Source organism: Actinoplanes sp. CA-051413, from assembly GCF_050955795.1.
Classification (GTDB): domain Bacteria; phylum Actinomycetota; class Actinomycetes; order Mycobacteriales; family Micromonosporaceae; genus Actinoplanes.
Genome location: NZ_CP192100.1, coordinates 9,330,228 through 9,356,706 on the forward strand (window position 1 = coordinate 9,330,228; position 26,479 = coordinate 9,356,706).

The 26,479-nt window shown below is 70.2% G+C and carries 28 protein-coding genes; all 28 read left to right on the forward strand.

What is annotated here, in order from left to right; translation table 11 throughout:
* Positions 1-45: 45 nt before the first annotated feature.
* The 28 genes from ACQP2Y_RS43990 to ACQP2Y_RS44125 all read left to right on the forward strand — a co-directional run bounded on the left by ACQP2Y_RS43990 (position 46) and on the right by ACQP2Y_RS44125 (position 26,479).
* Positions 46-1,173, forward strand: coding sequence for a flagellin (locus ACQP2Y_RS43990; RefSeq protein WP_433722505.1), 1,128 nt, complete (start codon positions 46-48; stop codon positions 1,171-1,173).
* Positions 1,174-1,317: 144 nt separating this feature from the next.
* Entirely contained in the window at positions 1,318-2,784 is a 1,467-nt protein-coding gene (gene fliD / locus ACQP2Y_RS43995) for a flagellar filament capping protein FliD (RefSeq protein ID WP_433722507.1), read from the forward strand.
* A gap of 14 nt (positions 2,785-2,798) precedes the next feature.
* Positions 2,799-3,191 (forward strand): flagellar export chaperone FliS, encoded by a 393-nt coding sequence (gene fliS, locus ACQP2Y_RS44000; RefSeq protein ID WP_433722509.1) that lies wholly within the window; start codon positions 2,799-2,801, stop codon positions 3,189-3,191.
* Positions 3,192-3,196: 5 nt separating this feature from the next.
* A complete protein-coding gene (locus ACQP2Y_RS44005; RefSeq protein WP_360817874.1) occupies positions 3,197-3,520 on the forward strand; it encodes a hypothetical protein in 324 nt (107 codons plus the stop codon).
* 185 nt (positions 3,521-3,705) lie between these two features.
* A complete protein-coding gene (gene flgB, locus ACQP2Y_RS44010; RefSeq protein WP_360545731.1) occupies positions 3,706-4,053 on the forward strand; it encodes a flagellar basal body rod protein FlgB in 348 nt (115 codons plus the stop codon).
* 5 nt (positions 4,054-4,058) lie between these two features.
* Positions 4,059-4,454 carry a flagellar basal body rod protein FlgC gene (locus ACQP2Y_RS44015; RefSeq protein WP_360545733.1) on the forward strand — a complete coding sequence of 132 codons (396 nt, stop codon included), beginning with the start codon at positions 4,059-4,061 and terminating at the stop codon, positions 4,452-4,454.
* Positions 4,455-4,456: 2 nt separating this feature from the next.
* On the forward strand, positions 4,457-4,792 hold the full coding sequence (fliE, locus tag ACQP2Y_RS44020; protein ID WP_433722512.1) for a flagellar hook-basal body complex protein FliE: 336 nt from the start codon (positions 4,457-4,459) through the stop codon (positions 4,790-4,792).
* Position 4,793: 1 nt separating this feature from the next.
* A complete protein-coding gene (gene fliF / locus ACQP2Y_RS44025) occupies positions 4,794-6,395 on the forward strand; it encodes a flagellar basal-body MS-ring/collar protein FliF (protein ID WP_433722514.1) in 1,602 nt (533 codons plus the stop codon).
* 42 nt (positions 6,396-6,437) lie between these two features.
* Positions 6,438-7,463: a flagellar motor switch protein FliG gene (gene fliG / locus ACQP2Y_RS44030; RefSeq protein ID WP_360545739.1), complete on the forward strand. Its 1,026-nt coding sequence runs from the start codon at positions 6,438-6,440 to the stop codon at positions 7,461-7,463.
* Complete coding sequence (locus tag ACQP2Y_RS44035) at positions 7,447-8,121, forward strand: FliH/SctL family protein (RefSeq protein WP_433722517.1); 675 nt, start codon at positions 7,447-7,449, stop codon at positions 8,119-8,121. Before fliG ends, ACQP2Y_RS44035 begins: the two co-directional genes overlap by 17 nt.
* Before the next feature lie 13 nt (positions 8,122-8,134).
* Positions 8,135-9,442 (forward strand): FliI/YscN family ATPase, encoded by a 1,308-nt coding sequence (locus ACQP2Y_RS44040; RefSeq protein ID WP_433722519.1) that lies wholly within the window; start codon positions 8,135-8,137, stop codon positions 9,440-9,442.
* Positions 9,443-9,532: 90 nt separating this feature from the next.
* Complete coding sequence (locus tag ACQP2Y_RS44045) at positions 9,533-10,207, forward strand: flagellar export protein FliJ (protein WP_433722521.1); 675 nt, start codon at positions 9,533-9,535, stop codon at positions 10,205-10,207.
* Positions 10,204-11,157, forward strand: coding sequence for a transglycosylase SLT domain-containing protein (locus ACQP2Y_RS44050; RefSeq protein WP_433722523.1), 954 nt, complete (start codon positions 10,204-10,206; stop codon positions 11,155-11,157). The genes ACQP2Y_RS44045 and ACQP2Y_RS44050 overlap by 4 nt, the downstream gene beginning before the upstream one ends.
* Before the next feature lie 27 nt (positions 11,158-11,184).
* Positions 11,185-13,209, forward strand: a complete 2,025-nt coding sequence (locus ACQP2Y_RS44055; protein ID WP_433722525.1) for a flagellar hook-length control protein FliK — start codon at positions 11,185-11,187, stop codon at positions 13,207-13,209.
* An 83-nt stretch (positions 13,210-13,292) separates the two neighbouring features.
* Positions 13,293-13,784, forward strand: coding sequence for a flagellar hook assembly protein FlgD (locus ACQP2Y_RS44060; protein ID WP_433722527.1), 492 nt, complete (start codon positions 13,293-13,295; stop codon positions 13,782-13,784).
* Between the two features lie 3 nt (positions 13,785-13,787).
* Positions 13,788-14,987, forward strand: a complete 1,200-nt coding sequence (locus tag ACQP2Y_RS44065; protein ID WP_433722529.1) for a flagellar hook protein FlgE — start codon at positions 13,788-13,790, stop codon at positions 14,985-14,987.
* A gap of 284 nt (positions 14,988-15,271) precedes the next feature.
* Positions 15,272-15,565: a flagellar FlbD family protein gene (locus ACQP2Y_RS44070; protein WP_433722531.1), complete on the forward strand. Its 294-nt coding sequence runs from the start codon at positions 15,272-15,274 to the stop codon at positions 15,563-15,565.
* Positions 15,565-16,353 carry a flagellar motor protein gene (locus tag ACQP2Y_RS44075; RefSeq protein ID WP_433722533.1) on the forward strand — a complete coding sequence of 263 codons (789 nt, stop codon included), beginning with the start codon at positions 15,565-15,567 and terminating at the stop codon, positions 16,351-16,353. Before ACQP2Y_RS44070 ends, ACQP2Y_RS44075 begins: the two co-directional genes overlap by 1 nt.
* Before the next feature lie 2 nt (positions 16,354-16,355).
* A complete protein-coding gene (locus tag ACQP2Y_RS44080) occupies positions 16,356-17,372 on the forward strand; it encodes a flagellar motor protein MotB (RefSeq protein ID WP_433722535.1) in 1,017 nt (338 codons plus the stop codon).
* A 20-nt stretch (positions 17,373-17,392) separates the two neighbouring features.
* Positions 17,393-17,860, forward strand: a complete 468-nt coding sequence (locus ACQP2Y_RS44085) for a flagellar basal body-associated FliL family protein (RefSeq protein ID WP_433722537.1) — start codon at positions 17,393-17,395, stop codon at positions 17,858-17,860.
* A gap of 109 nt (positions 17,861-17,969) precedes the next feature.
* The gene (locus ACQP2Y_RS44090) at positions 17,970-18,902 is read left to right on the forward strand and encodes a flagellar motor switch protein FliM (protein WP_433722539.1); all 933 of its coding nucleotides are present in this window, start codon (positions 17,970-17,972) and stop codon (positions 18,900-18,902) included.
* The gene (fliN, locus tag ACQP2Y_RS44095; protein ID WP_433722541.1) at positions 18,899-19,651 is read left to right on the forward strand and encodes a flagellar motor switch protein FliN; all 753 of its coding nucleotides are present in this window, start codon (positions 18,899-18,901) and stop codon (positions 19,649-19,651) included. The genes ACQP2Y_RS44090 and fliN overlap by 4 nt, the downstream gene beginning before the upstream one ends.
* A gap of 3 nt (positions 19,652-19,654) precedes the next feature.
* Positions 19,655-20,077, forward strand: coding sequence for a flagellar biosynthetic protein FliO (gene fliO / locus ACQP2Y_RS44100; RefSeq protein ID WP_433722543.1), 423 nt, complete (start codon positions 19,655-19,657; stop codon positions 20,075-20,077).
* A 1-nt stretch (position 20,078) separates the two neighbouring features.
* Positions 20,079-20,930 (forward strand): flagellar type III secretion system pore protein FliP, encoded by an 852-nt coding sequence (fliP, locus tag ACQP2Y_RS44105; protein ID WP_433722545.1) that lies wholly within the window; start codon positions 20,079-20,081, stop codon positions 20,928-20,930.
* Positions 20,927-21,691, forward strand: a complete 765-nt coding sequence (locus ACQP2Y_RS44110; protein WP_433722547.1) for a flagellar biosynthetic protein FliR — start codon at positions 20,927-20,929, stop codon at positions 21,689-21,691. Before fliP ends, ACQP2Y_RS44110 begins: the two co-directional genes overlap by 4 nt.
* Before the next feature lie 3 nt (positions 21,692-21,694).
* Positions 21,695-22,786 carry an EscU/YscU/HrcU family type III secretion system export apparatus switch protein gene (locus tag ACQP2Y_RS44115; protein ID WP_433722549.1) on the forward strand — a complete coding sequence of 364 codons (1,092 nt, stop codon included), beginning with the start codon at positions 21,695-21,697 and terminating at the stop codon, positions 22,784-22,786.
* Positions 22,787-22,863: 77 nt separating this feature from the next.
* Positions 22,864-24,906 (forward strand): flagellar biosynthesis protein FlhA, encoded by a 2,043-nt coding sequence (flhA, locus tag ACQP2Y_RS44120; RefSeq protein WP_433722551.1) that lies wholly within the window; start codon positions 22,864-22,866, stop codon positions 24,904-24,906.
* On the forward strand, positions 24,884-26,479 hold the full coding sequence (locus ACQP2Y_RS44125) for a hypothetical protein (RefSeq protein ID WP_433722553.1): 1,596 nt from the start codon (positions 24,884-24,886) through the stop codon (positions 26,477-26,479). The genes flhA and ACQP2Y_RS44125 overlap by 23 nt, the downstream gene beginning before the upstream one ends.

The following is a 26,479-nucleotide window of genomic DNA, read 5'->3' on the forward strand; positions in this document are numbered from 1 at the left end:
CTCACGGACGGGCCGGTCAGGACCCCACTCAAGGAGGAAATTCAAATGGGTCTTCGTATCAACCAGAACATCGCTGCCCAGAACGCCTACCGCAGCCTGTCGGTCTCCGACAACCAGATGTCGAAGTCGCTGGAGAAGTTGTCGTCCGGCTTCCGGATCAACCGGGCCGCCGACGACGCCGCGGGTATGGCGATCAGTGAGGGTCTGCGCAGCCAGGTCGGTGGCCTCAAGGTCGCCGTCCGCAACGCGCAGGACGGTGTCTCGGTGGTGCAGACCGCTGAGGGTGCGCTCAACGAGGTGCACTCGATCCTGCAGCGCATGCGTGACCTGGGCGTGCAGGCCGGTAACGACTCGAACAACGACAAGGCCCGGGCCAACATCGCCACCGAGGTCTCCAGCCTCAACGACGAGCTGAAGCGGATCGGCGACTCGACCAACTTCAACGGCACCAAGCTGCTGAACGGCAACGCGACGCCGCTGAAGTTCCAGGTCGGCGCCGACGGTGACGCGAACAGCCAGATCGCGGTCGACCTCAGCTCCATCGACGTCACCGACATCGCGGCCAAGCTGGGCGGCAACTCGAAGTCCTTCGACGTGCTGACCCCGACGGACGTCGCCGGCAACATGAGCTTCAACATCACCGGCAGCGCCGACCCGGACGTGACCGTCGACCTCGGCACCGCGGGCGACCACAAGACCGTCCAGGACGTGGCCGACACGCTGAACAACAACTCCGGGTTCGCGGAGAAGTTCGCGGCGTCGGTGGACAAGGACAACAAGCTGGTCGTGACGTCGAAGACGGGTGACACCGCGGACGTGACGTTCACGGCGGCCACCGGCGTCGCCGACGACCTCACCGCGAACACGGCCGGCATGCAGTTCAAGACGGCGGCGGACGCCCAGAACGCCGTCAACCTGATCGACTCCAAGATCGAGCAGGTGTCGACGGCACGGGCGAAGCTCGGTGCGTACCAGAACCGCTTCGAGCACACCATCGCCAACGCCAACGTCGCCGTCGAGAACCTGTCGGCGTCGGAGAGCCGGATCCGTGACACGGACATGGCGCAGGAAATGATGTCCTACACCCGTTCGCAGATCCTCACCCAGGCCGGCACCGCGATGCTGTCCCAGGCCAACCAGTCGCAGCAGGGCGTGCTGTCCCTCCTGCGCTGATCCGGCCGGTGAGGCGTCGCACCCCGCGGCGAATCACCACGGGAACAGCTCAGTCAACGGCTCTGACAACCGAATAGACGGGCGGTCGGCGATATCGCCGGCCGCCCGTCCAGTTCCAGCCCCACAGACGGAGGGATCAGCGCGATGGCCAGTATCGACGGCCTGATCAGTGGCATGAGCACCACGGACACGATCAACCAGCTCATGCAGGTCGAGGCGGCCCCGCAGACGGCGCTGAAGAGCAAGGTCAGCACGGTCAACAAGGTCGTGACCGCCTACCAGAGCGTGAACAGCAGGCTGTCCAGCCTCGCCGCCGCGGCCGGCGCGCTCGGCAAGAGCGACACCTGGGGCGGCATGAAGGCCACCTCCAGCTCCAGCGCCGCGGCGATCTCGGCCCAGTCCGGGGCTTCCGCCGGCTCGCTGAGCTTCCACGTCGACCAGCTCGCCGCGACCCGCCTGCAGACGTTCAAGGACGCGTCCGTCACCTCGATCACCGACGCCGACGCGGCGCCGGTGATGAGCAACGACTCCTTCGACATCTACCTCAAGGACGGCACGAAGAAGCCGCTCACGCCGACGGACCGGTCGCTGCAGGCGGTCGTGACCGCCATCAACGGCGAGGCGGAAGCGCCGTACAAGGCGTCGGCCGTCCAGATCGCGCCGGGCCGGTACACCCTGCAGCTCACCGCCAAGGAGAGCGGCGCGGACGCGGCAGCGAAGATCGACAACCTTCTCCCCGAGGGTCTCGACCTCGGTTCCTCCACAGTCACGATCGACGGCCGCGACGCCGTGCTGACGGTCGGCGAGGGCAACGGCGCCTACGCCATCAACTCCACGACCAACACCTTCGCCGACATTCTGCCGGGCGTCACCGTCACCGCCGCGAAGGCGCAGGCCCCGGGGGACGCGCCGGTCACCGTCGACATCAGTGCCGACGTCGAGGGCATCGCCACCAAGGTGCAGGCCCTGGTCGACAACGTCAACGTGGTGTTGAACGAGCTCGCCTCGCAGAGCAAGATCAAGTCTGCTGACGCCGCCGCCGGCCCACTCGTGGGCGACGCCGCGATCCGCAAGCTCCGCCAGGACATCCTGGGCGCCGTCTCGAGCGGCGCGCCCGGACTCGGCGCGAACGACACGACGGCCAGCTTCAAGGAAGTCGGCATCTCGATCAACCGGGACGGCACGCTCGCCTTCGTGAAGGACGCCTTCCTGAAGACCTACAAGGCCGATCCGGCCCGGGCGGAGAAGTTCTTCGACTCGTACACCGACGTCACCAGCGCCAAGGGCAACGGCACGGAGGGAACCTTCCAGCCGGGATTCGACACCGCGAACGGGCTCGGCCGCAAGCTGGAGGCGCTGGCGCTGATCGCCAGCGAGGGCGTGAAGGACCCGGACAACCCCAACAAGACCCCGCAGGGCACCATGCAGGCCCTGATGGAGCGCAACACCAAGACCATCTCCAGCCTCAACGACCAGGTCAGCGAGTGGGACGTCCGGCTGGAGCTGCGCAGGACCGCGCTGCAGAAGCAGTTCTCCTCCCTCGAGGTGGCCCTGGGCAAGATGCAGCAACAATCCTCCTGGCTGGCGGGTCAGCTCGCCGGTCTCGGCTGAACGGAGCGCACTCCATGACCAACCTCTCACCGGCCATGCGTGAGCGTTACCTCGCCGACGTCGCTGCCACGGCCTCGCCGGCCAAGCTGCTGCTGATGCTCTTCGACCGTCTGGTGATGGACCTGGTCCGCGGCGAAGAGGCGCTGGCCGCCGGCAACCGGTCCGCGGCCAACACGCACCTGCTGCACGCCCAGGACATCGTCACCGAGCTGCACGTCTCGCTGAACCTCGACGCCTGGGACGGAGCTGCCGGCCTGGCCGCGCTCTACACCTTCGTCGAGACCGAACTGGTCAACGCGAACGTGCGGGGCGACGTGACCAAGGTGAGTGCCATCCGCGGACTGATGGAGCCTCTGCGCGACACCTGGCGCGAGGCCGCCATGGCCGCGGCGGCGGCCGAGGGGTGATCCTGATGGCCGACGACTGGCGCCAGGCCTGGATCGCCGCCCTCGACGAGCTCGAGGCCGACGTCGAGGCCGTGGAAAAAATGATCTCGGAGGAGCACCGCAGCCAGGAGCTGCCGGCCGCGACACCGTGGGCGCCACCGCCGGGCCTCGGCCCGCTGCCGCTGGATCTCCGCCCGAGGGCCGACTTCATCCTGACCCGCCAGCTGGAGGCGGCGCGCGCGGCCGCCCTCGCGATCACCGCCAACCGGCGGCAGACCGCCTTCGCCGCCCGGGTGGAGGTCGGCACGGCCGGCAAAGGGATTCCCACCTACATCGACTGCGCCATCTGACCCACCAGCACCAGCTCTGTCACAACCCGGGACCCCGGCAGGGGTCTCGGGTTGTTGTGTGCAACCCACCAGCAACCGTTTCGGACTCAGCGGATCGGCCGACGGGCCGAATCGGAGAGTACGAGCAACGGATTGCTCCGACCTATCGCCAGGGACAGGCACCTCCTCCGCAGAAGGGAACTGCCGTGTTCGACGACGTCGCATCGTCCTCGCTCCGCGTCGCAGTGGCCGGCCTGTCCGCTCGGCAGAACGCCATCGCCAACAACATCTCCAATATCGAGACCCCCGGCTACCAGGCTCGTAAGGTCAAGTTCGAGGAGGCGCTCAGCAGCGCCGTCGCTCACGGCCAGTCGCCCTCGACGGTCTCGCCGAGCGTGCAGAACTCGCTGGAGCCGACGCGCCTGAACGGCAACAACGTCAACCTCGACGAGGAGACGCTCTCGCACATCGACACGACGATGCGCTACCAGCTCACGCTGCGCGCCCTCGACGGCAAGTACGGACTGATCCGCGACGCGATCAAGGGGGCCTGAGCCAGATGAGCACCTTCAACGCGATCGGCACCGCCGCATCCGGCGTCACCGTCTACCGCAAGTGGCTGGACGCCGTCTCGGACAACATCGCCAACATGGACAACGTCAGCAAGACGTCCGACAAGGCCTTCCAGGCGCGCTACGTCGTCGCCCAGGAGGCCCAGGACGGCAACGGCGCCCAGGTGGGCGGCATCGCGTACGGCAGCGCGGAGGGTGTGCTGGCGTACGAGCCGGACAACCCGATGGCCGACACCGAGGGCTACGTGCGCCGGCCGGACATCGACCTCGGCAGCCAGATGGCCCAGCTGATGATGGCGCAGCGCGCGTACCAGGCGAATCTCTCGGTCGTGGACCGGGCCCGGGAGTCCTACCAAGCGGCGATCCAGCTCGGGAAGGGCTGACCATGACCTCTCCGATCAGCGCGCTCGGCGCGGTCAGCGGCCTCAGCGGCATCGGCGCGGTCTCCGGCGTCGACGGTGTCGACGGCGCGGGCACGACCAAGGCTGTCACCGGTCCGAACACCGACTTCGCGGGCATGCTCTCCAAGGGCCTCGAGAGCGTCCAGGCCTCGCAGTCCAAGGCCTCGGACCTGGCCGTGCAGGTCGCCAACGGCACGCTGCAGGACCCCGCCCAGTACACGATGGCCTCCACCGAGGCCGCGCTGGGACTGCAGCTGACCATGGCGATCCGCAACAAGGCTGTGGAGGCCTTCCAGGAGATCATGAGGATGCAGGCCTGACATGAGCGACCGACTCCCCGCGCCCGTACGCAAGGCCGGTGACACCTTCAAGTCCTTCACCCCGGGACAGAAGGCCGTCACCGTCGCCGCTGTGCTCGCTCTGCTCATCGGCGGCTACTTCTTCGCCACCTGGGCGTCCAAGCCGTCGTACTCCGCCCTGTTCAGCAACCTGTCGAGCAAGGACGCCAGCGCGATCGTCGAGTCGCTGCAGAAGACCGGCACGGCGTACGAGCTGAGCAACGGCGGCAGCACCATCCTGGTGCCCAAGGACCAGGTGTACGACCTGCGCCTGCAGCTGTCCGGCGAGGGCCTGCCCGGCGAGTCGGACACCGGCTACGCGCTGCTGGACCAGCAGGGCATCACCACCAGCGACTTCATGCAGCACACGAACTACCAGCGGGCGTTGCAGGGTGAGCTGGCCAGCACGATCAAGTCGATCGACGGCGTGGAGGCGGCGACGGTCAACCTGGTGCTGCCGCAGAAGGACGTCTTCGCCGACGACCAGAACAAGACCACCGCCTCGGTGCTGGTGCAGTCCGCGGCGAACAAGCCGTTGACGGCCGAGAAGGTCCGCGCGATCGTGCACCTGGTCGCGTCGAGCGTCGAGGGTCTCGACCCGGAGCAGGTCACCGTGGCCGGCGCCGACGGCAAGATCCTGTCCACCGGCGGCGGCGCCGCGGTGGCCACCGGCGGTGACAGCGGTACGGAGTCACAGACCGTCGCCTTCCAGAACCGCCTCAACTCCTCCCTGCAGAACATGCTCGACAGCGTCGTCGGACCCGGCCACGCCGTGGTGACCACGACCGCCGAGCTCGACTACGACCAGACCGAGACGACCACCGAGCGCTACGCCTCGGACCCGTCCGTCGCCGCGTTGTCGGAGAGCATCAGCCGCGAGGCGTACAACGGCAACGGCAACGGCACCGGCGGCGTGCTCGGCCCGGACAACATCCAGGTGCCCAACGGCGCGACCAGCAGCAACGGCGCCGGGCAGTACGAGAACAGCAACACCGTGCGCAACAACGCCGTCAACAAGACGACCGAGGCCCGCAAGAGTGCCCCGGGCAGCATCAAGAAGCTGAACGTGGCCGTTTTGCTGGACAGCACGACTGCCGGCGCGGTGAACTCCGCCGACGTGCAGGCGCTGGTCAGCGCCGCGGCCGGGATCGACGCCACCCGCGGCGACACCATCGCGGTCAGCGCCATGCCGTTCGACACCAGTGCCGCCACCGCCGCCAAGGACGCGCTGGCCGCGTCCGCCGCCGCCGAGCAGTCGGCCAAGCAGACCTCCCTGATCAAGACCGCGGCGATGGCCCTGGTCGTGCTGCTCCTGATCTTCCTCGCCTGGCGGGCCAGCCGGCGGGCCAAGAAGCGCAAGGCGCTGACCCCGGCTGAGCTCAAGCACCTCGAGGACATGCAGTCCGCGCTGGAGCAGCAGCGGCTGGCACAGCTCAACGCGGCGATCCCCTCGCCCGCGATCGAGGCGGCGAACGCCGACCTGGAAGCCCTCGAGGAGCGCCAGCGCGAGATCGAGCAGATGGTCGAGGACCAGCCCGAGGAGATGGCCGCGCTGCTGCGGGGCTGGCTCGCCGCCACCCGGTAGCCGTCCCGCAATGTCCACCCCCTGGTTCAAGGAGGAACCGCGTTGACCACACCCGGGCTGACCACGACGTCGATGACCGGTCTGCGCAAGGCCGCCATCCTGATGGTCCGGATGGGCAAGGAGTACTCGACCCGGGTGCTCGCCAACATGAAGGAGAACGAGGTCGAGGAGATCTCCGCGGAGATCGCCCGGCTGGGCAAGCTGGAGCCGCAGGTCGTCGGCGACGTCATCGACGAGTTCTACGCCCTGGCCACCACCAAGCACGCCGGCGCCGGCGGCATGGCCTACGCCCGTGAGCTGCTGGAGGCCTCGCTGGGCACCGAGCGGGCCCAGCTGATCCTGGACCGGCTGCAGGCCTCGATGACCGACATGCCGTTCAACTTCCTCAGCCACGCCGACCCCCGGCAGCTGCTCTCCTACGTGCAGTACGAGCACCCGCAGACGATCGCGCTGGTGCTGGCCCACATCCCGTCGGCGCTGGCCAGCTCGATCCTGTCCGGGCTGGCGCCCGAGGTGCAGTCGGACGTCGCGCACCGGATCGCCGTCATGGACCGCACCTCGCCGGACGTGATCCGGCAGGTGGAGGTGGCTCTGCAGCGCAAGCTGTCCACCGTGCTCCAGCCGGACGAGCTCTCCACCGTCGGCGGCCTGGACCCGCTGGTCGACATCATCAACCGGGCCGACCGCACCACCGAGCGCCTCATCCTCGAGGCCCTGGAGGCGCGCAACCCGGAGATCGCCGAGGAGATCCGGCGGCGGATGTTCATGTTCGAGGACATCGTCAACCTCGACGACCGCTCGGTGCAATTGGTGCTGCGCCAGGTCGAGCCCTCCGACCTCGCCACCGCGCTCAAGGGCGTGGCCGAGGAGGTCCGCAACAAGGTCACCCAGAACCTCTCCGAGCGGGGCCGGGAGAACCTGCTGGAGGAGATCGACCTGATGGGCCCGGTCAAGGTCAAGATGGTCGAGGAGGCGCAGACCAAGATCGTCGCGGTGATCCGCGCGTTGGAGGACTCTGGCCAGATCGAGATCCAGCGTGGTGGCGAGGCCGATGAGCTCATCGACTGACGACGGGCCGGTGCTGCGGGGCAGCGTCGCCGAGGCGGCCACCGCGGCCCGTTTCGGCGTGGACCTGCGCCGCGGCGTACCCGAGGACAGCGCGCCGGTCGAGCGGGCCAAGCAGCAGGCCCGGACCACCGGTTACGCCGAGGGGTGGGCGCAGGGCCAGCGGGCCGCGGCGCTCGCCGCCGAGGCGGCCGCCGAGCGGGCCCGGGCCGTGGAGCAGGCGCACGACCAGCGTCGTGCGGCCGCCCTGGCCCAGGCCGTCAACGCGCTGGGCCGGGCCGTCACCAACCTGGAGACCCAGCTGATGCCCACCCTGCACGAGCTGCAGGAGGCGGTGCTGGCGCACGCGTTCGAGCTGGCCGAGGCCATCGTCGGCCGGGCCATGGACGACCCGGAGGGCCGGGCCGCGGCCGCGCTGCGGCGGGCCATGAACGCCGCGCCCGAGCAGGGCGACATCGTGGTGAGCCTGCATCCCGACGATTTCCGCAATCTCGTCGGTACGGCAACCGACGCCGACTACAACTACGAGGGCCGGCCGGTACATCTGCGGCCCGAACCGGCGTTGCACCTCGGCGACGCGGTGGCCGAAACCGGCACCACGACCGTCGACGCCTCCATCGCCGCCGCCGTGGCGAGAGCGCGGGCCGCGCTGAGACTGTGAGAGGCCCCAACCGGTGACCGACGTCTTCCGTAATCGCATCAACGCCGCCCTGACCGCCGCCCAGCCGCTGAGCCGCGGCAAGGTCACCGGCGCGGTCGGCCTGCGGGTGACCGTCAGCGGGCTGGAGGCCCGGGTCGGCGAACTGCTGCAGATCGGCGAGGGTGACGAGGCCGTGCTGGCCGAGGTGGCCGCGATCGACGGTGAACGCCTCTCCTGCCTGCCGCTGGGCCCGATCGCGGGCATGAGCACCGGCAGCCCGGTGGTCTCCACCGGCGGTCCGCTGCGCGTCGCGGTCGGCCCGGATCTGCGCGGCCGCATCCTGGACGGCCTGGGCCGCCCGATGGACGGCGGCCCGCCGCTGAAGGGCGAGATGGTCAGCATCGAGGCCGCCCCGCCCTCGGCGATGGAACGCCAGCTGGTCGACGCGCCGATGCCGCTGGGCGTACGGGTGCTCGACACGCTCGTGCCCTGCGGCCGCGGCCAGCGCATCGGGATCTTCGCCGGTTCGGGCGTGGGCAAGAGCACGCTGATGTCCATGATCACCCGGGGCACCACGGCCGAGCTGAACGTCGTCGCGCTGGTCGGCGAGCGTGGCCGGGAGGTCCGCGAGTTCATCGAGCACGACCTCGGCCCCGAGGGGCTGGCCCGCTCGGTGGTGGTGATCGCCACCTCGGACACGCCGCCGCTGGTCCGGCTGCGGGCCGGCTCGGTCGCCACCCGGATCGCCGAGTACTTCCGCGACGAGGGCGGCGACGTGCTGATGATGATGGACAGCGTGACCCGCGCGGCGATGGCCCAGCGCGAGGTCGGCCTGTCCGTCGGCGAGCCGCCGGCCACCCGCGGTTACCCGCCGTCGGTCTTCGCGATGCTCGCCTCGCTGCTGGAACGGGCCGGGCCCGGCGCCCGGGGCAGCATCACCGGCCTCTACACGGTGCTGGTCGAGGGCGACGACCACAACGAGCCGATCGCCGACGCGGCCCGCTCGATCCTGGACGGGCACATCGTGCTCGACCGCAAGCTGGCCACGGCCGGGCACTTCCCGAGCATCCAGGCGCTCGACTCGATCTCCCGGGTGGCCAACCGGATCACCACCCCGGAGCAGAAGAGCGACGCCGCGGAGCTGCGCCGGCTGATGGCCGCCCACCGCGACGTCCGCGAGCTGGTCGAGATCGGCGCGTACGTGCCCGGCACGAATCCGGACGCCGACCGGGCCACCGCGATCTGGCCGCAGATCACCGCCTTCCTGCGCCAGGGCCTGGACGAGAAGGCCGGCGCGGCCGAGTCGTGGCAGGCGCTGCGGCAGCTCATCGCCGCCTCCTGACGGGTGCAGCTCGGGTGCAGGCGCTCAGCCGGTCCGGGCCCGGGCCGACCGGAACAGTGAGGGAGTCGCCTCGACGCATCGGGAGGTCTCGTGAATCGCCTGTTCCGGCTCGGACCCGTCCTGCGGGCCCGCAAGGCTCAGGAGGACGCCGCCAAGGGCGCTGTCATCCAGTCCCGCCAGGAGATCCGCGACGCCCAGGCGCTCGTCAAGCGCCGTCAGCTCGACCTGGCCGGCGCGGACGCGCCGACCGAGGGCACCGCCCGGGCCATGGTCGCCTCGATGGTGGCCCGCCAGTCGATGGCCGCCACCCTGTCCGGCGCGCACCGGATGGTCGCCGACGCCGAGGACCTGGCCCGGGAGAAGCAGGCCGAACTGGCCGACGCGGCCAAACGGCGCCGGGCGGTGGAGTCGATGGCCGAACGGCACGCCGAGGCGGTCAAGGCCCACGACCTGCGGACCGAGCAGCTCGCCATCGACGAGATGGCCGTGACGGCCAAGGCCCGCAACGCGGCCCGGGGCATCGACGCGACCAGCGAGGAACGGGCCAACACCCTGCGCCACGGCAACGGCACCGCCGCCGACCGGGAGGACGTCGCCCGGGAGACCGCGAACTCGGTGGCCGCCCGGCGGCCCGCCGTCGACCTGGCGAACGCCCGGCAGGCGATCGACGCCGCCCGGGCCACACTTTCGCTTGCCGCTAAGCGCGACGACGAAGCCGCCGAACTCACCGACGAGGGCAACGCCGACGACGGGAGCCGCGCATGATTGGTGTCCAGGGAGTCATGTCCCGCATCTCCGAGCTCAAGTCCCAGCTCGGGATCGCCCCACCAGCCGCGCCGGATGCCGCCTTCGCCAACGCACTCACCAAAGCCACCGGCACCACGGGCACCACCGGTGTCACCGGGCAGGCCGTGGTCGACGCGGCGAAGAAGTACCTCGGCACGCCGTACGCCTTCGGCAGCACGAACGCCGCCAAGGGGCTGGACTGCTCGGCCCTGGTGCAGAAGGCGTACAAGGACCTCGGCATCGACCTGCCGCGCACCTCGGGCGAGCAGGCGCGGGCCGGCACCAAGGTCGACAGCATGCGCGACGCGAAGCCCGGCGACATCCTGGCCTTCGACAAGCCGGTCGACCACGTCGCCATCTACGTGGGCGACAACAAGATGATCGCGGCGCCCAAGCCCGGCGACCACGTCAAGATCCAGTCGGTCTACGAGACGCCCACCCACATCCGCCGGGTCGTCGGCACCGACGTCGCCGCCCGCGCCGCCACCGGCGCCGGGGCCGCGGCCGCCGTACGCCCGGCCAGCCTGCAGAACTCCACCTCACTGGCCGGCGTCCCGTACGCGGACATGTTCCTCAAGGCGGGCGCGAAGTACGACGTCTCGCCGAAGCTGCTGGCCGCCGTGGCCAAGGTCGAGTCCGGCTACAACCCCAAGGCCGTCAGCAAGGCCGGCGCGCAGGGCCTGATGCAGCTCATGCCGGCCACCGCGCGCGGTCTCGGCGTCGACAACTCGTTCGACCCGCAGCAGGCCATCAACGGTGCCGCGAAGCTGCTCTCCAGCCACCTCAAGGAGTTCAAGTCGCTGCCGCTGGCGCTGGCCGCGTACAACGCCGGCGGCGGCAACGTGCACAAGTACGGGGGCATCCCGCCGTTCGCGGAGACCCAGGCGTACGTGCCCAAGGTCCAGAAGGCGCTGGCCGCGCTCGGCTGAGCGCCGTACTCAGAGGGGAACCGCCGCATGACGAGCTCCGTCACCGGGCCGGACCGCAAACCGACGACTGACGCCGGGCGCCGTACGGGCCCCCGAGCGGGTGAGGGCGCGGACGCCTTCGGTTCGGCGCTCTCGGCCGAACTGGACCGGGCCCCGGCGGACCAGGCCCAGCACCGCGCGGACCGGCAGCGGCAGCACCAGGCGAGCCAGGCGGCGCAGAGCCGGACGGCGCAGCAGCGGGCGCAGGACCAGGCCGCGTTGCACCGTTCCGCGGCCGCGAACCGGGCGGCGCTGGGGCAGGCCGAGTCCCGCTCGGTCGACGCCCGGCTGCAGAACCGCGCCGCCCAGCACCGGGCTGTGCCCAACCGCGCCACCGACCAGCGTGCCGCGCCGCAGCGGATGTCACCGGCCAGGCCGGCCGCGCAGCGCACCACTGTCGAACGGCCCGCCGCCGAGCAGCCGGAGGCTCGACCCACGCCGCCTCGGGCGGACGAGCTCCGGCCGCAGCGCGAGGAGGTCGAGGGCACGGCGGGGCAGCAGGCCGCGCGCCGGGAGCAGGCCGCCGCCGGGGAAACCCGGCCGGTGGCGACGGAGTCAGCTGACACCGAGTCAGTGGAGACCGAGCCGGTGGAGACCGAGCCGGTGGAGACCGAGACCACCGGGCCGGTACCGCCGACACCCCCGGCCGTGCTGGCCCAGGCCGCGCTGCCCGCCATGGGCCCGGTGCTGACCGCACCGGTCACCACCGAGCCGACGGCAACACCCGCCGTCACGGCTGCATCGGCAACGACAGCCGCATCCACCGCCACCCCCAGCACCGCTACACCGGGCACCGCCACCCCCAGCACCGCTACACCCAGCACCCCCACACCCAGCACCGCCACCCCCAGCACCGCGGCCGCCGGGCAGGCGCAGGTCGCTCCGGCAACGCCGGGGACCGACGCCGGCGGCGCGGCTGGGACCGGCGACGCCAGCGGCGCAGCTGGGACCGGCGGCGCGGCTGGGACCGGCGGCGCGGCTGGAGCTGGCGCGGCTGGGGCCGGCGGCGCGCAGGTGACCGCCTCGACGCAGGCCGAGGGCGAGGCCGCCACGCAGACCGGCATCTCCGGGACCGCACCCGCCCCGAGCAACGCCACCCAGACTCCGGCTCCGCAAGCGCAGCCGACCGCCACGGCCACTCCTGCCACCCCGGTGGAACCCAGCACCACGCAGGTCGCGGCCGAGGGCGCCGATCCGGCAGCTCCGGCACCCGCCGCAGCCCCACCTGCCACCACCACAGCCGTCACTCCGGAGACCACAACTGCTCCGGTCACGGAGGCTGCTCCCCAGGCCGCCGACACTCCCATCACCGACACCGAAGCTGCCAAGACCGACGCGGCCACGACCGACGCCCCCCAGGCCGAGGCACCTCCGCTCGGCGAACAGGCGAGCACCGGCGGCGACACCGCCGGGCAGAACCCGGACGGACAACAGCCGGGCACCGGTACGAACACCCCGCCGCCGCCCACCACCGCACCGGGTACCGAACAGCCTTTCGCCGTACCCGGAAATGCCGGAGTGGCCCCGGCCGCACCCGCCGCACCCACCGCCCCGGTGGCGGACGCCCCGCCGCCGGCCCCGGCCGCACCCAGCCCGCAGGCCACCCAGCTCGCCGCCCGCATCATCCCGCTGCGGCTGGACGCGGACGGCGTGCACCGGCTCACCGTCAACCTGCACCCCGCCGATCTGGGCCCGGTGCAGGTCGTCGCCGAGATCCGCAACGGTGAGATCAACGTGCAGCTGTCCAGCTCGACCGACGCGGGCCACGAGTCGCTGCGCAACGCCCTGGACGACCTGCGGCGCGAGCTCCAGCAGTCCGGCTTCGGCAACGCCTCGCTGGATCTGCGTCAGGGCACCGGCCAGGACCAGGCGCGGCAGCAGTTCGCGTTCATGGGCAGCAACAACGGGACCCGCGGCGGGAACGGCGGCGACACCGCGGAACCGGCTCCCGTACCGGCCGAGACCAGTCCCCCGCGCACCAATGGCAACAGCCGCCTCGACATCCGGGCCTGAGCCGAAACAGGGGCTAAGTGATTCGGCGAACCCGCCGAAACTGAGGGCGAGGGCCACCGACTCGAACTCTGGAGGACTTGTTCATGACGTCACCGATCGGCGGAAACGTCAGCAAGGAATTCGACGCCAAGAATGTCACCTCGACGTCGATGTACACGAACAAGACCAAGACGGACGCCGGCACCAGCAAGTCGGTCGCCGATCAGGACACGTTCCTGAAGCTGCTGGTGGCGCAGCTCAAGTACCAGGACCCCAGCAACCCGGCCGACTCGACCCAGTTCCTGGCCCAGACGGCGCAGTTCACCCAGGTCGAGAAGCTCGGCCAGATCGCCGACATGATGCAGGCCCAGCAGTTGATCGGCGCGAGCGCGCTGGTCGGCCGCACGGTCACGTATCAGGACGCGAACGGCATGACCCAGACGGGCGTCGTCACCAAGACGAAGCTCAACGGAGACAGCGAACCGACGCTCGTGGTCGGGAACACGGATGTGCAGCTGTCCAAGGTCACGGAAGTCCAGCAAACCGCAACCGGACCAGCGACAACCACCGATCCCGCTACCCCGAAGGACACCTGACCTATGCTGCGTTCCCTCTTCTCCGGCATCAGCGGCCTGCGCGCGCACCAGCAGATGATGGACGTCACCGGCAACAACATCGCCAACGTCAACACCACGGGTTACAAGTCGAGCCAGACCGTCTTCCAGGACACGCTCTCGCAGATGGTCAACGCGGCCGGCGCCCCGCAGAACGGCGCCGGTGGCACGAACCCCGCCCAGGTCGGCCTGGGTGTGCGGACGGCCAGCGTCAACGCCAACTTCAGCCAGGGCGCGGCGCAGACCACCGGCAAGTCCGGCGACATGATGATCCAGGGTGACGGTTTCTTCATCACCAAGAGCGGCGGCGAGACGGTCTACACCCGGGCCGGGTCGTTCACCTTCGACGCCAACGGCTCGCTGACCACGCCCAACGGCCAGATCGTGCAGGGCTGGAGCGCCGACGGGCAGGGCAGTGTCAACGTGGCGGGCGCGCCCGGGAACATCAAGCTGCCGATCGGCATCAGCCTGGCCCCGGCGGCAACCTCGAAGTTCACCCTGACCGGCAACCTGTCGTACGAGGCACCGATCGATCCCACGGGTGTCGCGCCGGGAAGCTCCAAGGTGATCCCCATCCCCGTGATCGACGCGAACGGGGCCTCCAGCTCCCTGAACGTGACGCTGACCAGGTCAGGCCAGGACGAGTGGACCGCGTCGACGCCCTCGGGCACACCGGTCGCCATCCCGTTCGTCAACGGCAAGCCGAACGACGGCACCGTCCCGGTCACCAGCATCGTGCTCGACGGTCTCACCGTCGACATCACCGACATCACCCAGTACAGCGGCAACACCGAGGCCCGGGTGAGCGCGTCGGACGGTTCCGCCGCCGGCATCCTGAGCTCCTACACGGTGTCGAACACCGGCCAGATCGTCGGTGTCTTCTCCAACGGCCTGAAGCAGACGCTGGGTCAGCTCGCGCTGGCCAACTTCAACAACGTCAACGGCCTGGAGAAGATCGGCGACTCGATGTTCCGCAGCACGGTCAACTCGGGCCTGGCCCAGGTCGGCTCGGCCGGCTCGGCGGGCCTCGGCCTGATCACCAGCGGCGCGCTGGAGATGTCGAACGTCGACCTGGCCCAGGAGTTCACCAACCTGGTCATCGCCCAGCGCGGCTTCCAGGCCAACAGCCGGATCATCACCACCTCCGACGAGATCCTGCAGGAACTCGTCAACCTCAAACGGTGAATCGGATGCATGGTCCGGCTTAGGCGGGGGCTGAGCAGAAGCACCGGCTTAGGCGGGCTGAGCAGAAACACCGGCAAAGGCCGGGGTCTGAGAAGAAATACCGGCTTAGGCCGGGGCCGGGTACGTCTGCCGGCCCCGGCTTCTGTCTGTTCCGAGGAATTGCGTGTGGTCGCACCTCAATGGTGACCGTTGCGCGCTCATCGGCAACCGGGACCAGGCCGAAGTGACTAAGGACGGGCCATGGACGGCCCACCAGCCAATGAGACGCCCCAAGGACGGATGTCGTGATTCTCGTAACCCGCCTCAACGGAGCCGTGTTCGCCCTCAACCCCGACCTGGTCGAGCGTGCCGACTGCACGCCCGACACGGTCATCACGCTGGTGGACGGCACCAAGTACGTCATCGCCGAATCGGTGCCCGAGTTCATCGACTCGGTGCGCCACTACCGCGCCTCGCTGATCGCCCAGGCGAGTCGCATCGAGTCCGAGCCGGCCCTGCTGGCCGAGCCCGGGCCCGCTGACCACGACGACGAGACCGCTGCGACGAACGTGCTGCAGCTGCACCGGAAGGACCGCTGATGGACCTCGCCACCATCCTTGGTGTAGTCATCGCACTGGCCATCGTCTTCACCGTGCAGATCCTGGAGGGCGGCAGCCCGGCCTCCATCATCCTGATCCCGTCCATGCTGCTGGTCTTCGGCGGCGCGTTCTGCGCCGGCATGGCCGGTGGCGTGCTCAAGGACGCCCTCGGCGCCGGCAAGCTGCTGCAGAAGGCCTTCCTGGCCAAGGTGACGCCGCCGAACAAGCTCGTCGACGACATCGTCAAGCTGGCCGAGCGGGCCCGCCGTGAGGGCCTGCTGGCCCTCGAGGACGCGGTCAAGACCGTCGAGCACCCGTTCCTCAAGCGTGGCCTGCAGCTGGCCATCGACGGTACGGACCCCGAGGAACTGCACGACATCCTGCACGCCGAGGTCGGCGCCAAGAAGAAGGCCGACAAGGCCGGCATGAAGATCTTCGAGAACATGGGTGGCTACGCCCCGACCGTCGGCATCATCGGCACGGTCATGGGCCTGGTGCACGTGCTCGAGAACCTCGACAAGCCGGAGACGCTCGGCCACTCCATCGCCGCGGCGTTCGTCGCGACGCTCTGGGGCGTGCTGTCCGCGAACCTGATCTTCCTGCCGATCGCGGCCCGCCTGACCCGGCTCTCCGGCATCGAGGCCGAGGAGATGGAGCTGGTCATCGACGGTGTGCTCGCGATCCAGGCCGGTTCCAACCCGCGCCTGGTCGCGCAGAAGCTGCGCAGCCTGCTGCCGCCGGACGCCGCCAAGGCGGCCGAGGCCGCGTCCACCAAGAAGGCGGCCTAGGGATGAGCTCGGGCGGCGGGGGGCGTAGGAAGAAGGGCGGCCACGAGGAGCACGAGGAGCACGTCAACCACGAGCGCTGGCTCGTGTCGTACGCCGACATGCTCACGCTGCTGTTCGTCCTGTTCGTGGTGCTGTTCAGCATGAGCAACGTCGACAAGAAGAAGTTCGCCGAGCTGGCGGCCGGCCTCTCCGAGGGCTTCGGTGCCTCCAGCGTCGCGATGACCGGCAACGTCTCGAACCTGGAGGGCGCCGGGCAGAGCACCAACGTCGTCCCGATCGACCCGGGCACCAACCCGGGCGACGGCGGCAGCGGCACGGAGGGCATGACCAAGGAGCAGAAGGAGGCGGTGCAGCGGGCCCTGCTCGCCGCGAGCCGCAAGGAGGCCTCGGCCAACGCGAAGGCGGCGACCAAGGAGGCCGAGAACCTCAAGGAGATCGAGCGGAAGATCGCCGACGCGCTCGAGGCGGCCAAGCTGCTCAACCAGGTCAAGTTCACCATCAACGAGCGCGGCCTGGTGGTCACCGTGGTCACCAACGAGGTCGTCTTCGCCGGCAACCGGGCCGAGCTGCGGGCCGGCGGGCGCAAGATCCTCGACGCCATCGCGCCCACGCTGGCCAAGCTGCCGAACAACATCGAGGTCGATGGCAACACCAACCAGCTCAAGGCGACCACAACGTACTACCCCAGCGGCTGGGAGCTGTCCGCGGCGCGGGCGTCCACCACCGTCCGGTACCTGATCGGGCACGGCCTGCCCAAGGACCGGATGAGCGCGGTGGGCTTCTCCGACACCAAGCCGCTGATCGACCCCAAGGACCCACGGGCGGTCACCATGAACCGCCGGGTGGACGTCGTCGTGCTCACCAAGCTCAACGCCGAGCAGGCAGCGCTGCTGCCGGCGGCAGCGGGCGACGACGCGAAGCTGCACACCGGAACTACCACCAAACAGGCTGCCGCGGAGGCTAAAGCCACCGCCGGCACGACCGAATCAACCACCGAGTCCACCACCCCGCACGACTGACCACGACAGGAGGAGTTCCGATGAGCAAGGACGACAAGGACGCTACGGCGGAAGCGCCGAAGAAGAAGTCCAAGAAGATGCTGATGATCATCATCCTCGCCGTGGTGCTGCTCGGCGCGGGCGGCGCCGGCGGATGGTTCTTCTTCCTCAAGGGCGACGCGGCCGAGGCCGCCGAGCCCGAGCCGGTGAAGGGCGCCGTCGTGGCGATCGAGGACACGATGACGATCAACCTGGCCGACGCGCACTACCTCAAGCTCGGGTTCGCCCTGCAGATGACCGAGGAGGCCGGCGAGGAGGAGGTCGACCTCGCGGAGGCCCGGGACCTGGCGATCGACAACTACACCGGCAAGGAGCTGGCCGAGCTGGAGACCGAGAAGGGCCGGCTCAAGGCCAAGGAAGAGCTGCTCGAGAAGATCGAGAAGGCGTACAACGTCGACGACAAGCACCTGGTGATGGGCATCTACTTCACCTCCTTCGTCACCCAGTGACCCCCGCGATGGGCAGGTCCGCTTCCGGCGGACCTGCCCATTTCGCGTAGCCGGGCACAAAGCACGCCCGGCGGCTCAGCGGTTCCGCAACCCGGCCGATCAGGACGACGTGACCACGTCTCCGACCCGATCCCCCGGCAAGATGGCCCGGCGCGGCAACGCCGGCCCCACCACGTACGACTTCCGCAAGCCGATCAAGCTCTCCCGCGAGCACATCCGCACGCTGCAGATCGCCTTCGAGACGTACGCGCGCAGCTGCGGAACGCTGTTCACCACCCGGCTGCGCGTGGTCAGCAGCGTGTCGCTGGTCTCGATCGAGCAGCTGAACTACGACGAGTACATCTCCGGGCTGGCCAACCCCACTGTGATCGCGATCGTCTCCATCGAGCCGCTGTCCGGCACGGTGCTGCTGGAGCTCGCCTCCTCGGCCGCGATGACCGCTATCGACCATATGCTCGGTGGCCCCGGCGGCGCCCAGCCGGAGCGGCCGCTGACCGAGGTCGAGATGCCCCTGCTGCGCGGGCTGATGGAACGGATGCTCGGCGAGCTGCGGTACGGCTTCGAGCAGCTGGTCGACATCTCCCCGAAGCTCAAGGAGATCGAGTACAACGCCCAGTTCCTGCGCGCGCACCAGCCGGGCGACGCCGTGGTGATCGCCTCGTTCGAGGTGAAGATCGGCACCGAGGAGTGCGTGGCCAGCATCTGCCTGCCGTTCAGCACCATCCTGCCGGTGCTGGAGAAGCAGGAGACGATCGAGCTCACCGCGGCCGAGCGGATGGTACGCGACACCTCGCTGCGCAACCTCACAGCCGGACTTTCCGCGGCGCCGATTGACGTAGCTGTCCGATTCCAGCCCATTCGCATGCGTACCGATGACATTGTGGATCTACGACCCGGTGATGTCGTGCCGCTGGCCCACCCGACCAGCGTGCCGCTCGAGGTCACCGTCAACGAGACCGTTTTCGCACACGCAGTTCCCGGTAACCAGGGTGCCCGGCTCGCCTGCCTCGTCGTGCCGTCGCCCAAGGAGGAGCGCCGATGACCGCGCCCACGATCACCGATCCCCAGCTCGCGCTGGTCCGCAGCGCTGCCGAGGCGGCCCTGGCCGTGCTCCCGACGAGCCGTGAGCTGCTGGTCGGCGCGCCGGTGAGCGCGCGCGCCGACATGCTGACCACCGGGCAGGCCGTCACCGCCAAGTTCAGCGGGGCGGCGACGGGTGAGGTCGTCGTCGTGGTCGGGCAGGACCTGGCCGATGCGCTGAAGGAGAGCCCGCTCGGCGAGCTGGACCTGACCGCGGCGGTCCGGCCGGCGCTGGAGGCCGCGGCCCGCGCGTTCGGCCCGGTGGTGCTCGACCCGGGTCAGCTCATGGAGTCGGGCGTGGCGCTGAGCGCGATCGCCGCCAAGAACGACGCCGTCGCCGTGCCGCTGCTGGACGGTGGCGACATCCGGGCGGTCATCGCCATGACGCTGACGCCGTGGCCGTCCGACGGGGCGCCCGGTGGCGTGGCCCGCCGGGGCGAGGGTGGTGTCGCGCCCATGCGGGGCGGGCTGGACATGCTGCACGACGTCGAGATGGAGGTCTCGGCCGAGCTGGGCCGCACCCGGATGAGCGTGCGGGAGCTGCTCTCGCTGATCCCGGGCGCGATCGTGGAGCTGGACCGGGCCGCCGGCAGCCCGGCCGACCTGCTGGTCAACGGCCGGTTGATCGCCCGCGGCGAGGTCGTCGTCATCGACGAGAACTTCGGCATCCGGATCACCGAGATCGTCGCTCCCGGCAGCGAACGGGAGTAACCCTTGTTCGAGCTCGTGCTGCGGATCGGCTTCTCGCTGCTGGTCGTCTTCGGCCTGATGTGGGGACTGGCCAGGGTGGCGCGGCGCGGGGGCGTGGGCCGGCGCGGGTCCGGCAACCTGTCGGTGCTCAACCGGCAGTCGCTGAGCCGCGGCTCGTTGGTGGCGGTCGTCCAGGTCGCCGACCGGGCGCTCATCCTCGGCGTCACCGACACACAGGTCAGCCTGCTGGGCGAGACCGACCTGGACGCGTTCGGGCACGAGCCGCACGTCCGGCCCGAGCCGGTGGTCGAGGCCGACGGCGTGCTCCCGGCGGTGCACCCGACCGTGCTGCCGCATCACGGCGGCAAGCTGGACGGCTCACTGCTGTCCCCGCGGACGTGGAGCTCAACCCTGGATTTCCTGCGCGACCGGACGACGAGGCGCTGACATGTGGCGTCGTACCCTGCTGATCCTGCTCTTCGCGCTCGGCGCGCTGGTGCCGGCCGCCGCGGCACAGGCCGCGCCGCCGCAGCCCACGCCCGCGCCGGCCGCCGTCACGGTCGGCTACGAGCTGCCGCGCGCGCCGGGCCCGACGGCCCCGGTCGCGCCCACGGTGACCCCGAGCGGCGGCAGCATCAACTTCAACATCAACGGTACGAATCCCGACGGCAGCAAGCCGGCCTCCTCGCTGGTGATCGTGCTGGGCCTGACCCTGCTCTCGGTCGCCCCGGCGGCGCTGCTGCTGTGCACCTGCTTCACCAAGGTGTTCATGGTCCTCGGGATCACCCGCAACGCGCTGGGGCTGACCAGCCTGCCGCCCAACCAGGTGCTCGCCGGGCTGGCCCTGTTCATCAGCCTGTTCATCATGAGCCCGGTGGTGTCGCAGGTGAACGAGGTGGGCGTGCAGCCCTACCTGGCCGGTGACAAGACCCAGACGCAGGCGTTCGCCGACGGGGTGCAGCCGCTGCGCGAGTTCATGCTCAAGAGCACCCGCGAGGACGAGCTGGCCCTGCTGATCAAGGTGTCCGGGCAGGACAAGCCCGCGACCCCGGCCGACGTGGAGCTCACCACGCTGATCCCGGCGTTCGTGCTGTCCGAGCTGCGCGCGGCCTTCATCATCGGCTTCGTCATCTTCATCCCGTTCCTCATCATCGACATGGTCGTCTCCGCGTCGCTGATGTCGCTGGGCATGATGATGCTGCCCCCGGTGACCGTGGCGATGCCGTTCAAGCTTCTGCTCTTCGTGCTGGTGAACGGCTGGGGGCTGATCATCACGGCGCTCGTGGGGTCGTACCAATGAACTGGGACCTGCCGATCTCGGAGCTGGTCGCGATCATGCTGGGCGCGGCCCGGGCCGGCGCGTGGCTGATGCTCTGCCCGCCGTTCAACTCCCGGCTCATCCCGGGGCAGGTCAAGGTGCTGCTCTCGATCGGGCTGGCGCTGCCGATGGCGCCCTACCTGACCACCTCGGTGCCCACCATCCAGACCTCGGCGATCATCGCCAGCTCGGTGCTGCAGGTCTTCGTGGGCGCGGCGCTGGGCTTCATCACGTACCTCTTCTTCGCCGCGGTGCAGGCGGCCGGTGACCTCCTGGACGTCTTCGGCGGCTTCACCCTCGCGTCCGCCTACGACCCGTTGTCGCAGAACCAGAGCTCGGTCTTCGGGCGCTTCTACAACCTGGTGGCGGCGACGCTGCTGTTCGCCAGCGACGGCCACCAGCTGGTGCTGCGGGGGTTCCTGCAGTCGTACAAGACGCTGCCGCTGGACGCGAGTTTCTCGCTGGAGACGCTGAGCCGGCTGCTCACCACAGGGATCGGCGAGATGGTGGTGGCCGCGGTGCAGATCGCCGGTCCGCTGATCGCCGTGCTGTTCCTCACCGACGTCGCGTTCGGCCTGCTCAACCGGGTGGCGCCGGCGCTGAACGCGTTCCAGCTGGGCTTCCCGGCGAAGATCTTCCTGCTGCTGACCCTGTCCGGGACCGCCATCGCGGTCCTGCCGCGGGCCCTCGACACCCTGATCGACAAGGCTGTCACCGCGGTCGTCCGGTTGAGCGGGGGGTGATCCGTGGCCGGCGAGAAGACCGAACAGCCCACTGCCCAGAAACTCAAGAAGGCCAAGGCGGAAGGTCAGATCGGGCGCAGCCAGGACATCGGCGCCTGGGTCGGCATGCTGGCCGCCAGCATCGTGCTGCCGCGCACGCTGGGTTCGACGATGGAGCACTCGCGGGAGCTGATGGCCAAGGTCCCGGACGTCATCGCGGACCCCGATCCGCAGGTGGCCATGGGCATCCTCAAGGACGGCCTGATGAGTGCCGCCTGGGCCGTGCTGCCGCTGGCCCTGACGATGATGGCGGTGGGCGTCGCCGCGGCCGGCGCCCAGGGCGGCATCCGGGTCGCCACCAAGCTGTTCATTCCGAAGTTCAACCGGCTCAACCCGCTGCCCGGCCTCAAGAAGATGTTCGGTATGCAGTCGCTCTGGGAGGGCACGAAAGCCCTGGTCAAGACCGGGGTGCTGGGCGGCGTGCTGTACATGACGATGAAGGACATCGTGCCGCTGCTGATGACCGCGGGTCAGTTGCAGATCGGCTCCCTGCTCGGCGTCATCAACGACGCCGTGCTGTCGCTGATCCGGGCGGCGGCGGTGGCCGGCATCGTGATGGCCGCCGCCGACTACTTCGTGGTGCGCAAGCGCACCAACAAGCAGCTGCGGATGAGCAAGGAGGAGGTCAAGCAGGAGCACAAGAACACCGAGGGCGACCCGCACGTCAAGGGCCAGATCCGGGCCAAACAGATGGCCATGGCCCGCAACCGGCAGATGGCCGACGTGCCGACCGCCGACGTGGTGCTGGTCAACCCGACCCACGTCGCCGTCGCCCTGCGGTACGAACCGGAGCGCGGCGCCCCGCGGGTCATCGCCAAGGGCCAGGGCAACACCGCCCAGAAGATCCGCGAGCTCGCCGCCGAGCACCGCATCCCGATGGTGCAGGACGTGCCGCTGGCCCGGGCGCTGGAGCACAGCGTGGAGGTGGGCATGGAGATCCCGGCCGAGTTCTACGGCACGGTGGCCAAGGTGCTGGCGTTCGTGATGAGCCTGAAAGCCAAGGGATCGGCGGCCGGGGTCCATCGCAACCCGAACCCGACCCCGGCGGCCGCATAGGACCATAGCCACAATCTGGGAGATTTACTCACATCACGCGCGCCACTGCGGGAGTATCAGCAAGTGGAGGGGGTGCTGTGAAGAACCGCAACCTCAGCAAGCTCGCCGTACCCCTCGGGGTCATCGGCATCATCGTCATGATGGTCGTGCCGCTGCCGACCTTCCTGCTCGACCTGCTCATCGCGCTCAACATCACCGGCGCCCTGCTGATCCTGCTCGTCGCCATGTTCGTCCAGCGGCCACTCGACTTCTCCGTCTTCCCGGCCCTGCTGCTGGTCGCCACCCTGTTCCGGCTGGCGCTCAACATCAGCGCCACCCGGCTGGTGCTGCGCGACGGCGACGCCGGCAAGGTCATCCACGCGTTCGGCAGCTTCGTGGTCGGCGGCTCCCTGGTCATCGGCCTGGTGATCTTCATGATCCTGATCATCGTGCAGATCGTGGTGGTCACCAAGGGTGCCGAGCGGGTCGCCGAGGTCGGGGCCCGCTTCACCCTCGACGCGATGCCCGGCAAGCAGATGGCGATCGACGCCGACCTCAACGCCGGCCTGATCGACGAGGCCGAGGCGAAACAACGCCGCGCCGACGTCGCCGCCGAGGCCGACTTCTACGGCGCGATGGACGGTGGTTCCAAGTTCGTCAAGGGTGACGCCATCGCGGCGATCATCATCACGGTCATCAACCTGGTCGGCGGCTTCGCCATCGGCATGCTCCAGGAGGGCATGTCGCCCGGCGAGGCGATGAACCACTACAGCCTGCTGACCGTCGGCGACGGCCTGGTCTCGCAGATCCCGGCCCTGCTGCTCTCGGTGGCCACCGGTCTGATCACGACCCGCTCGGCCACCACCGGCGACATGGGCAGCAGCGTCACGGCCCAGCTCAGCCAGAACAAGCTGGCCCTGCGCATCGCCGGCGGCGCCGCCCTCGGGCTGTGCGTGATCCCGGGCCTGCCCAAGATCCCGTTCCTGCTGATCGGCGGCACGGTGATGCTGATCGCCCAGCGGATCAAGGACCCGGAGCCGGAGGTCGCCGGCACCCCGTCGGCCGAGCTCGAACGCCCCGCACCGGACTCCCCCGAGCAGCTGCTCGGCGAGATGCGCGTCGACCCGCTGGAGCTGGCCCTCTCGCCCGACCTGGTCGACCTGGTCGACTCCAATGGCGGCGACCTGCTGGACCGGGTCCGGGCCCTGCGCCGCAAGATGGCCCTCGAGCTGGGCATGGTGATGCCGCCCGTGCGCACCCGGGACGACCTGGACCTGCCGCTCTCCTCGTACGCGATCCGGATCAGCGGGGTCGACGCCGGCACCGGCCAGGCCCCGCCCGGCACCGTGCTGGCGATCGGCGACGGCCTGCAGGCGCTGCCCGGCCGGGCCGGCGTCGAGCCGGTCTTCGGGCTGGCCGGCAAGTGGGTCCCGGCCGAGCTGCACTACCAGGCCGAGCTCTCCGGCGCGACGGTCGTGGACCGGGCGTCCGTGATCATCACCCACCTGGCCGAGATCGTCCGGCAGAACGCCAGCCGCCTGCTCGGCCGCGAGGACGTGCGGTCGCTGACCGAGATGGTCAAGCGCACCCACCCCGTCGTGGTCGAGGAGCTGACGCCGTCGCTGCTCAGCCTGGGCCAGATCCAGCGGGTGCTGCAGGCGCTGCTCGACGAGGGCGTACCGATCCGCGACCTGGTCCGGATCTTCGAGTCGCTGTCGCTGCGGGCCAAGGTCTCCGTCGACCACGACGGCCTGGTCGAGGCGGCCCGGGCCGCGCTGGGCCCGGCCATCGCCGCCCAGTACGCGGCCGGCGGCCGGCTCACCGTCATCACGCTGGAGCCGATGCTCGAGCAGGGCCTGCTCGAGTCGCTGCGCCCGAGCGAGACCGGTGCCTTCATGGCGATCGACGGCATGCGGGCCGAGGCCATGGTCACCGAGGCGGGCCGGCTGGTCGAAGCCGCCGAACAGCAGGGCATCACCCCGGTGCTGGCCTGCTCACCGCAGCTACGGCTGCCACTGATGCGTCTCCTGCGCGCGGGTTCCCGCCGGGTGCAGGTGCTGTCCTATTCCGAGATCTCTGGTTCCACCGCACAGATCGAGACCATGGGGGTGGTGAACGGTGCCTACGCGGGTGCTGCTTGAGGGGCCGGCCATCGAGCCGTTGCTGGCGCAGGTGCGCGACGAGTACGGCTCATCGGTCCGGATCATCTCGGCCGACAAGGTCCGTAGCGGTGGCTTCGGCGGTTTCTTCGCCAAGCAGCACTACGAGCTGTCGGTCGAAGTGCCGGACGCCGACGAACGTGATGTACCACGCCGGCCACCGGCGGCCGAGGAGCCGCCACAGACGCTGGAACAGTTGCTGGCCCGCGCCGAGTCCCGGGACCGGATCGCGCCGGACGGCCCGACCGTCACGGACCGGCTGACCGGTCGGGACGCGGGGATGGGGGACGCCGAAGCCGCAGTCGGCCGGCCCGGGCCGGGTGCCGGTCAGCTGGGCGGCCAGTTGGGTGCCGGTCAGCCGGGCGCGGCCGGGCGGGCCGCGGCCGATCCGGGCGCCGCTTTCGCGGAGCTGATGGCCGGCCTGGACAAGGCCGACACCAACCCGTGGGGCCGGCCGGGGCCACGTCCCAAGGCCACCGAGGAGGACCGGCCGGACGGCCCGACGGTACGGCCGTTCCGCCCGGCCCAGGCCACCGGCTCCCCGGTCAACGGCGGCGGCTCCGGCAGCACGCGGCCGCTGCCGCCCGTACCGTCGCTGGCGGAGCTCATGGGTGGTCTCGGGGTGAACGACGCGCCGGCCTTCCCGACGAACGCCGCCGCCAACCGGGCCGCGCAGAATCCGGCGCCGCCGCGTACCGCCGCCGCGGCGTACGGGCTGGTGCCGACCTCGCCGGCGCCGGCCGGCAACGGGCTGGCCGAGACGCTGGCCGGGCTCGGGCTGGGGGTGCCGGCGACCGCACCGGCGCCGACTGTGCACGCGACGACGACGGCTCAGCCGCCGGCGGTGCTGCGGCAGTTCCAGGGCGATCCGGTGCAGCTGAACCTGATGAAGGTCGGCATGCCGGAGGAGATGGCCGCGCAGATCGTCGGCGGGGACACGTACGCCGGGGTGCTCAGCGTGCTGGCGTCGCGGCCCGGCGCACCGCCCGTGCCGGACGCACCCGGCGAGATCCTGGTGCTGTGCGGGGATCTGGACCACGCCCTGCCGATCGGCCGCAAGCTCTGCGAGCAGGCCGGGATCGACCAGGCGCACCTGATGCTGGGCGGGCCCACCGCGGCCGGCACCGGGATGCACTCCTCGCGGGTGCTCGGTGACCCGCCCGCCGCCGCGGGCAAGGCGGAACGGCTGCAGAGCGCCGACCACGCCTGGATCGTGGTGGTCGACGCACCGGTCGGCGGGACGGACCCGATCTGGGTCAGCGACATGTGCGACGCGCTGGGCGCCACGGCGGTGTGGGCGGTCGTCGACGCGACCCGCAAGACCGCCGACACGGCCCGGCACCTGCGGACGCTCGGTGAGGTGGAGGCGCTGGTGGTGCACAGCGTCGACATCACCTCGGACCCGGCCACCGTGCTGGGCCTGGACCTGCCGATCGTCTCGCTGGACGGCAAGCCCGCCACCCCGCACGCCTGGGCCGCGATGCTGTGCGCCCGGATCGCCGCGGACGTGGTGCCGATGGCCGCTCTCCCGCGGCGGCCCGCCCGGGGCAGGTAG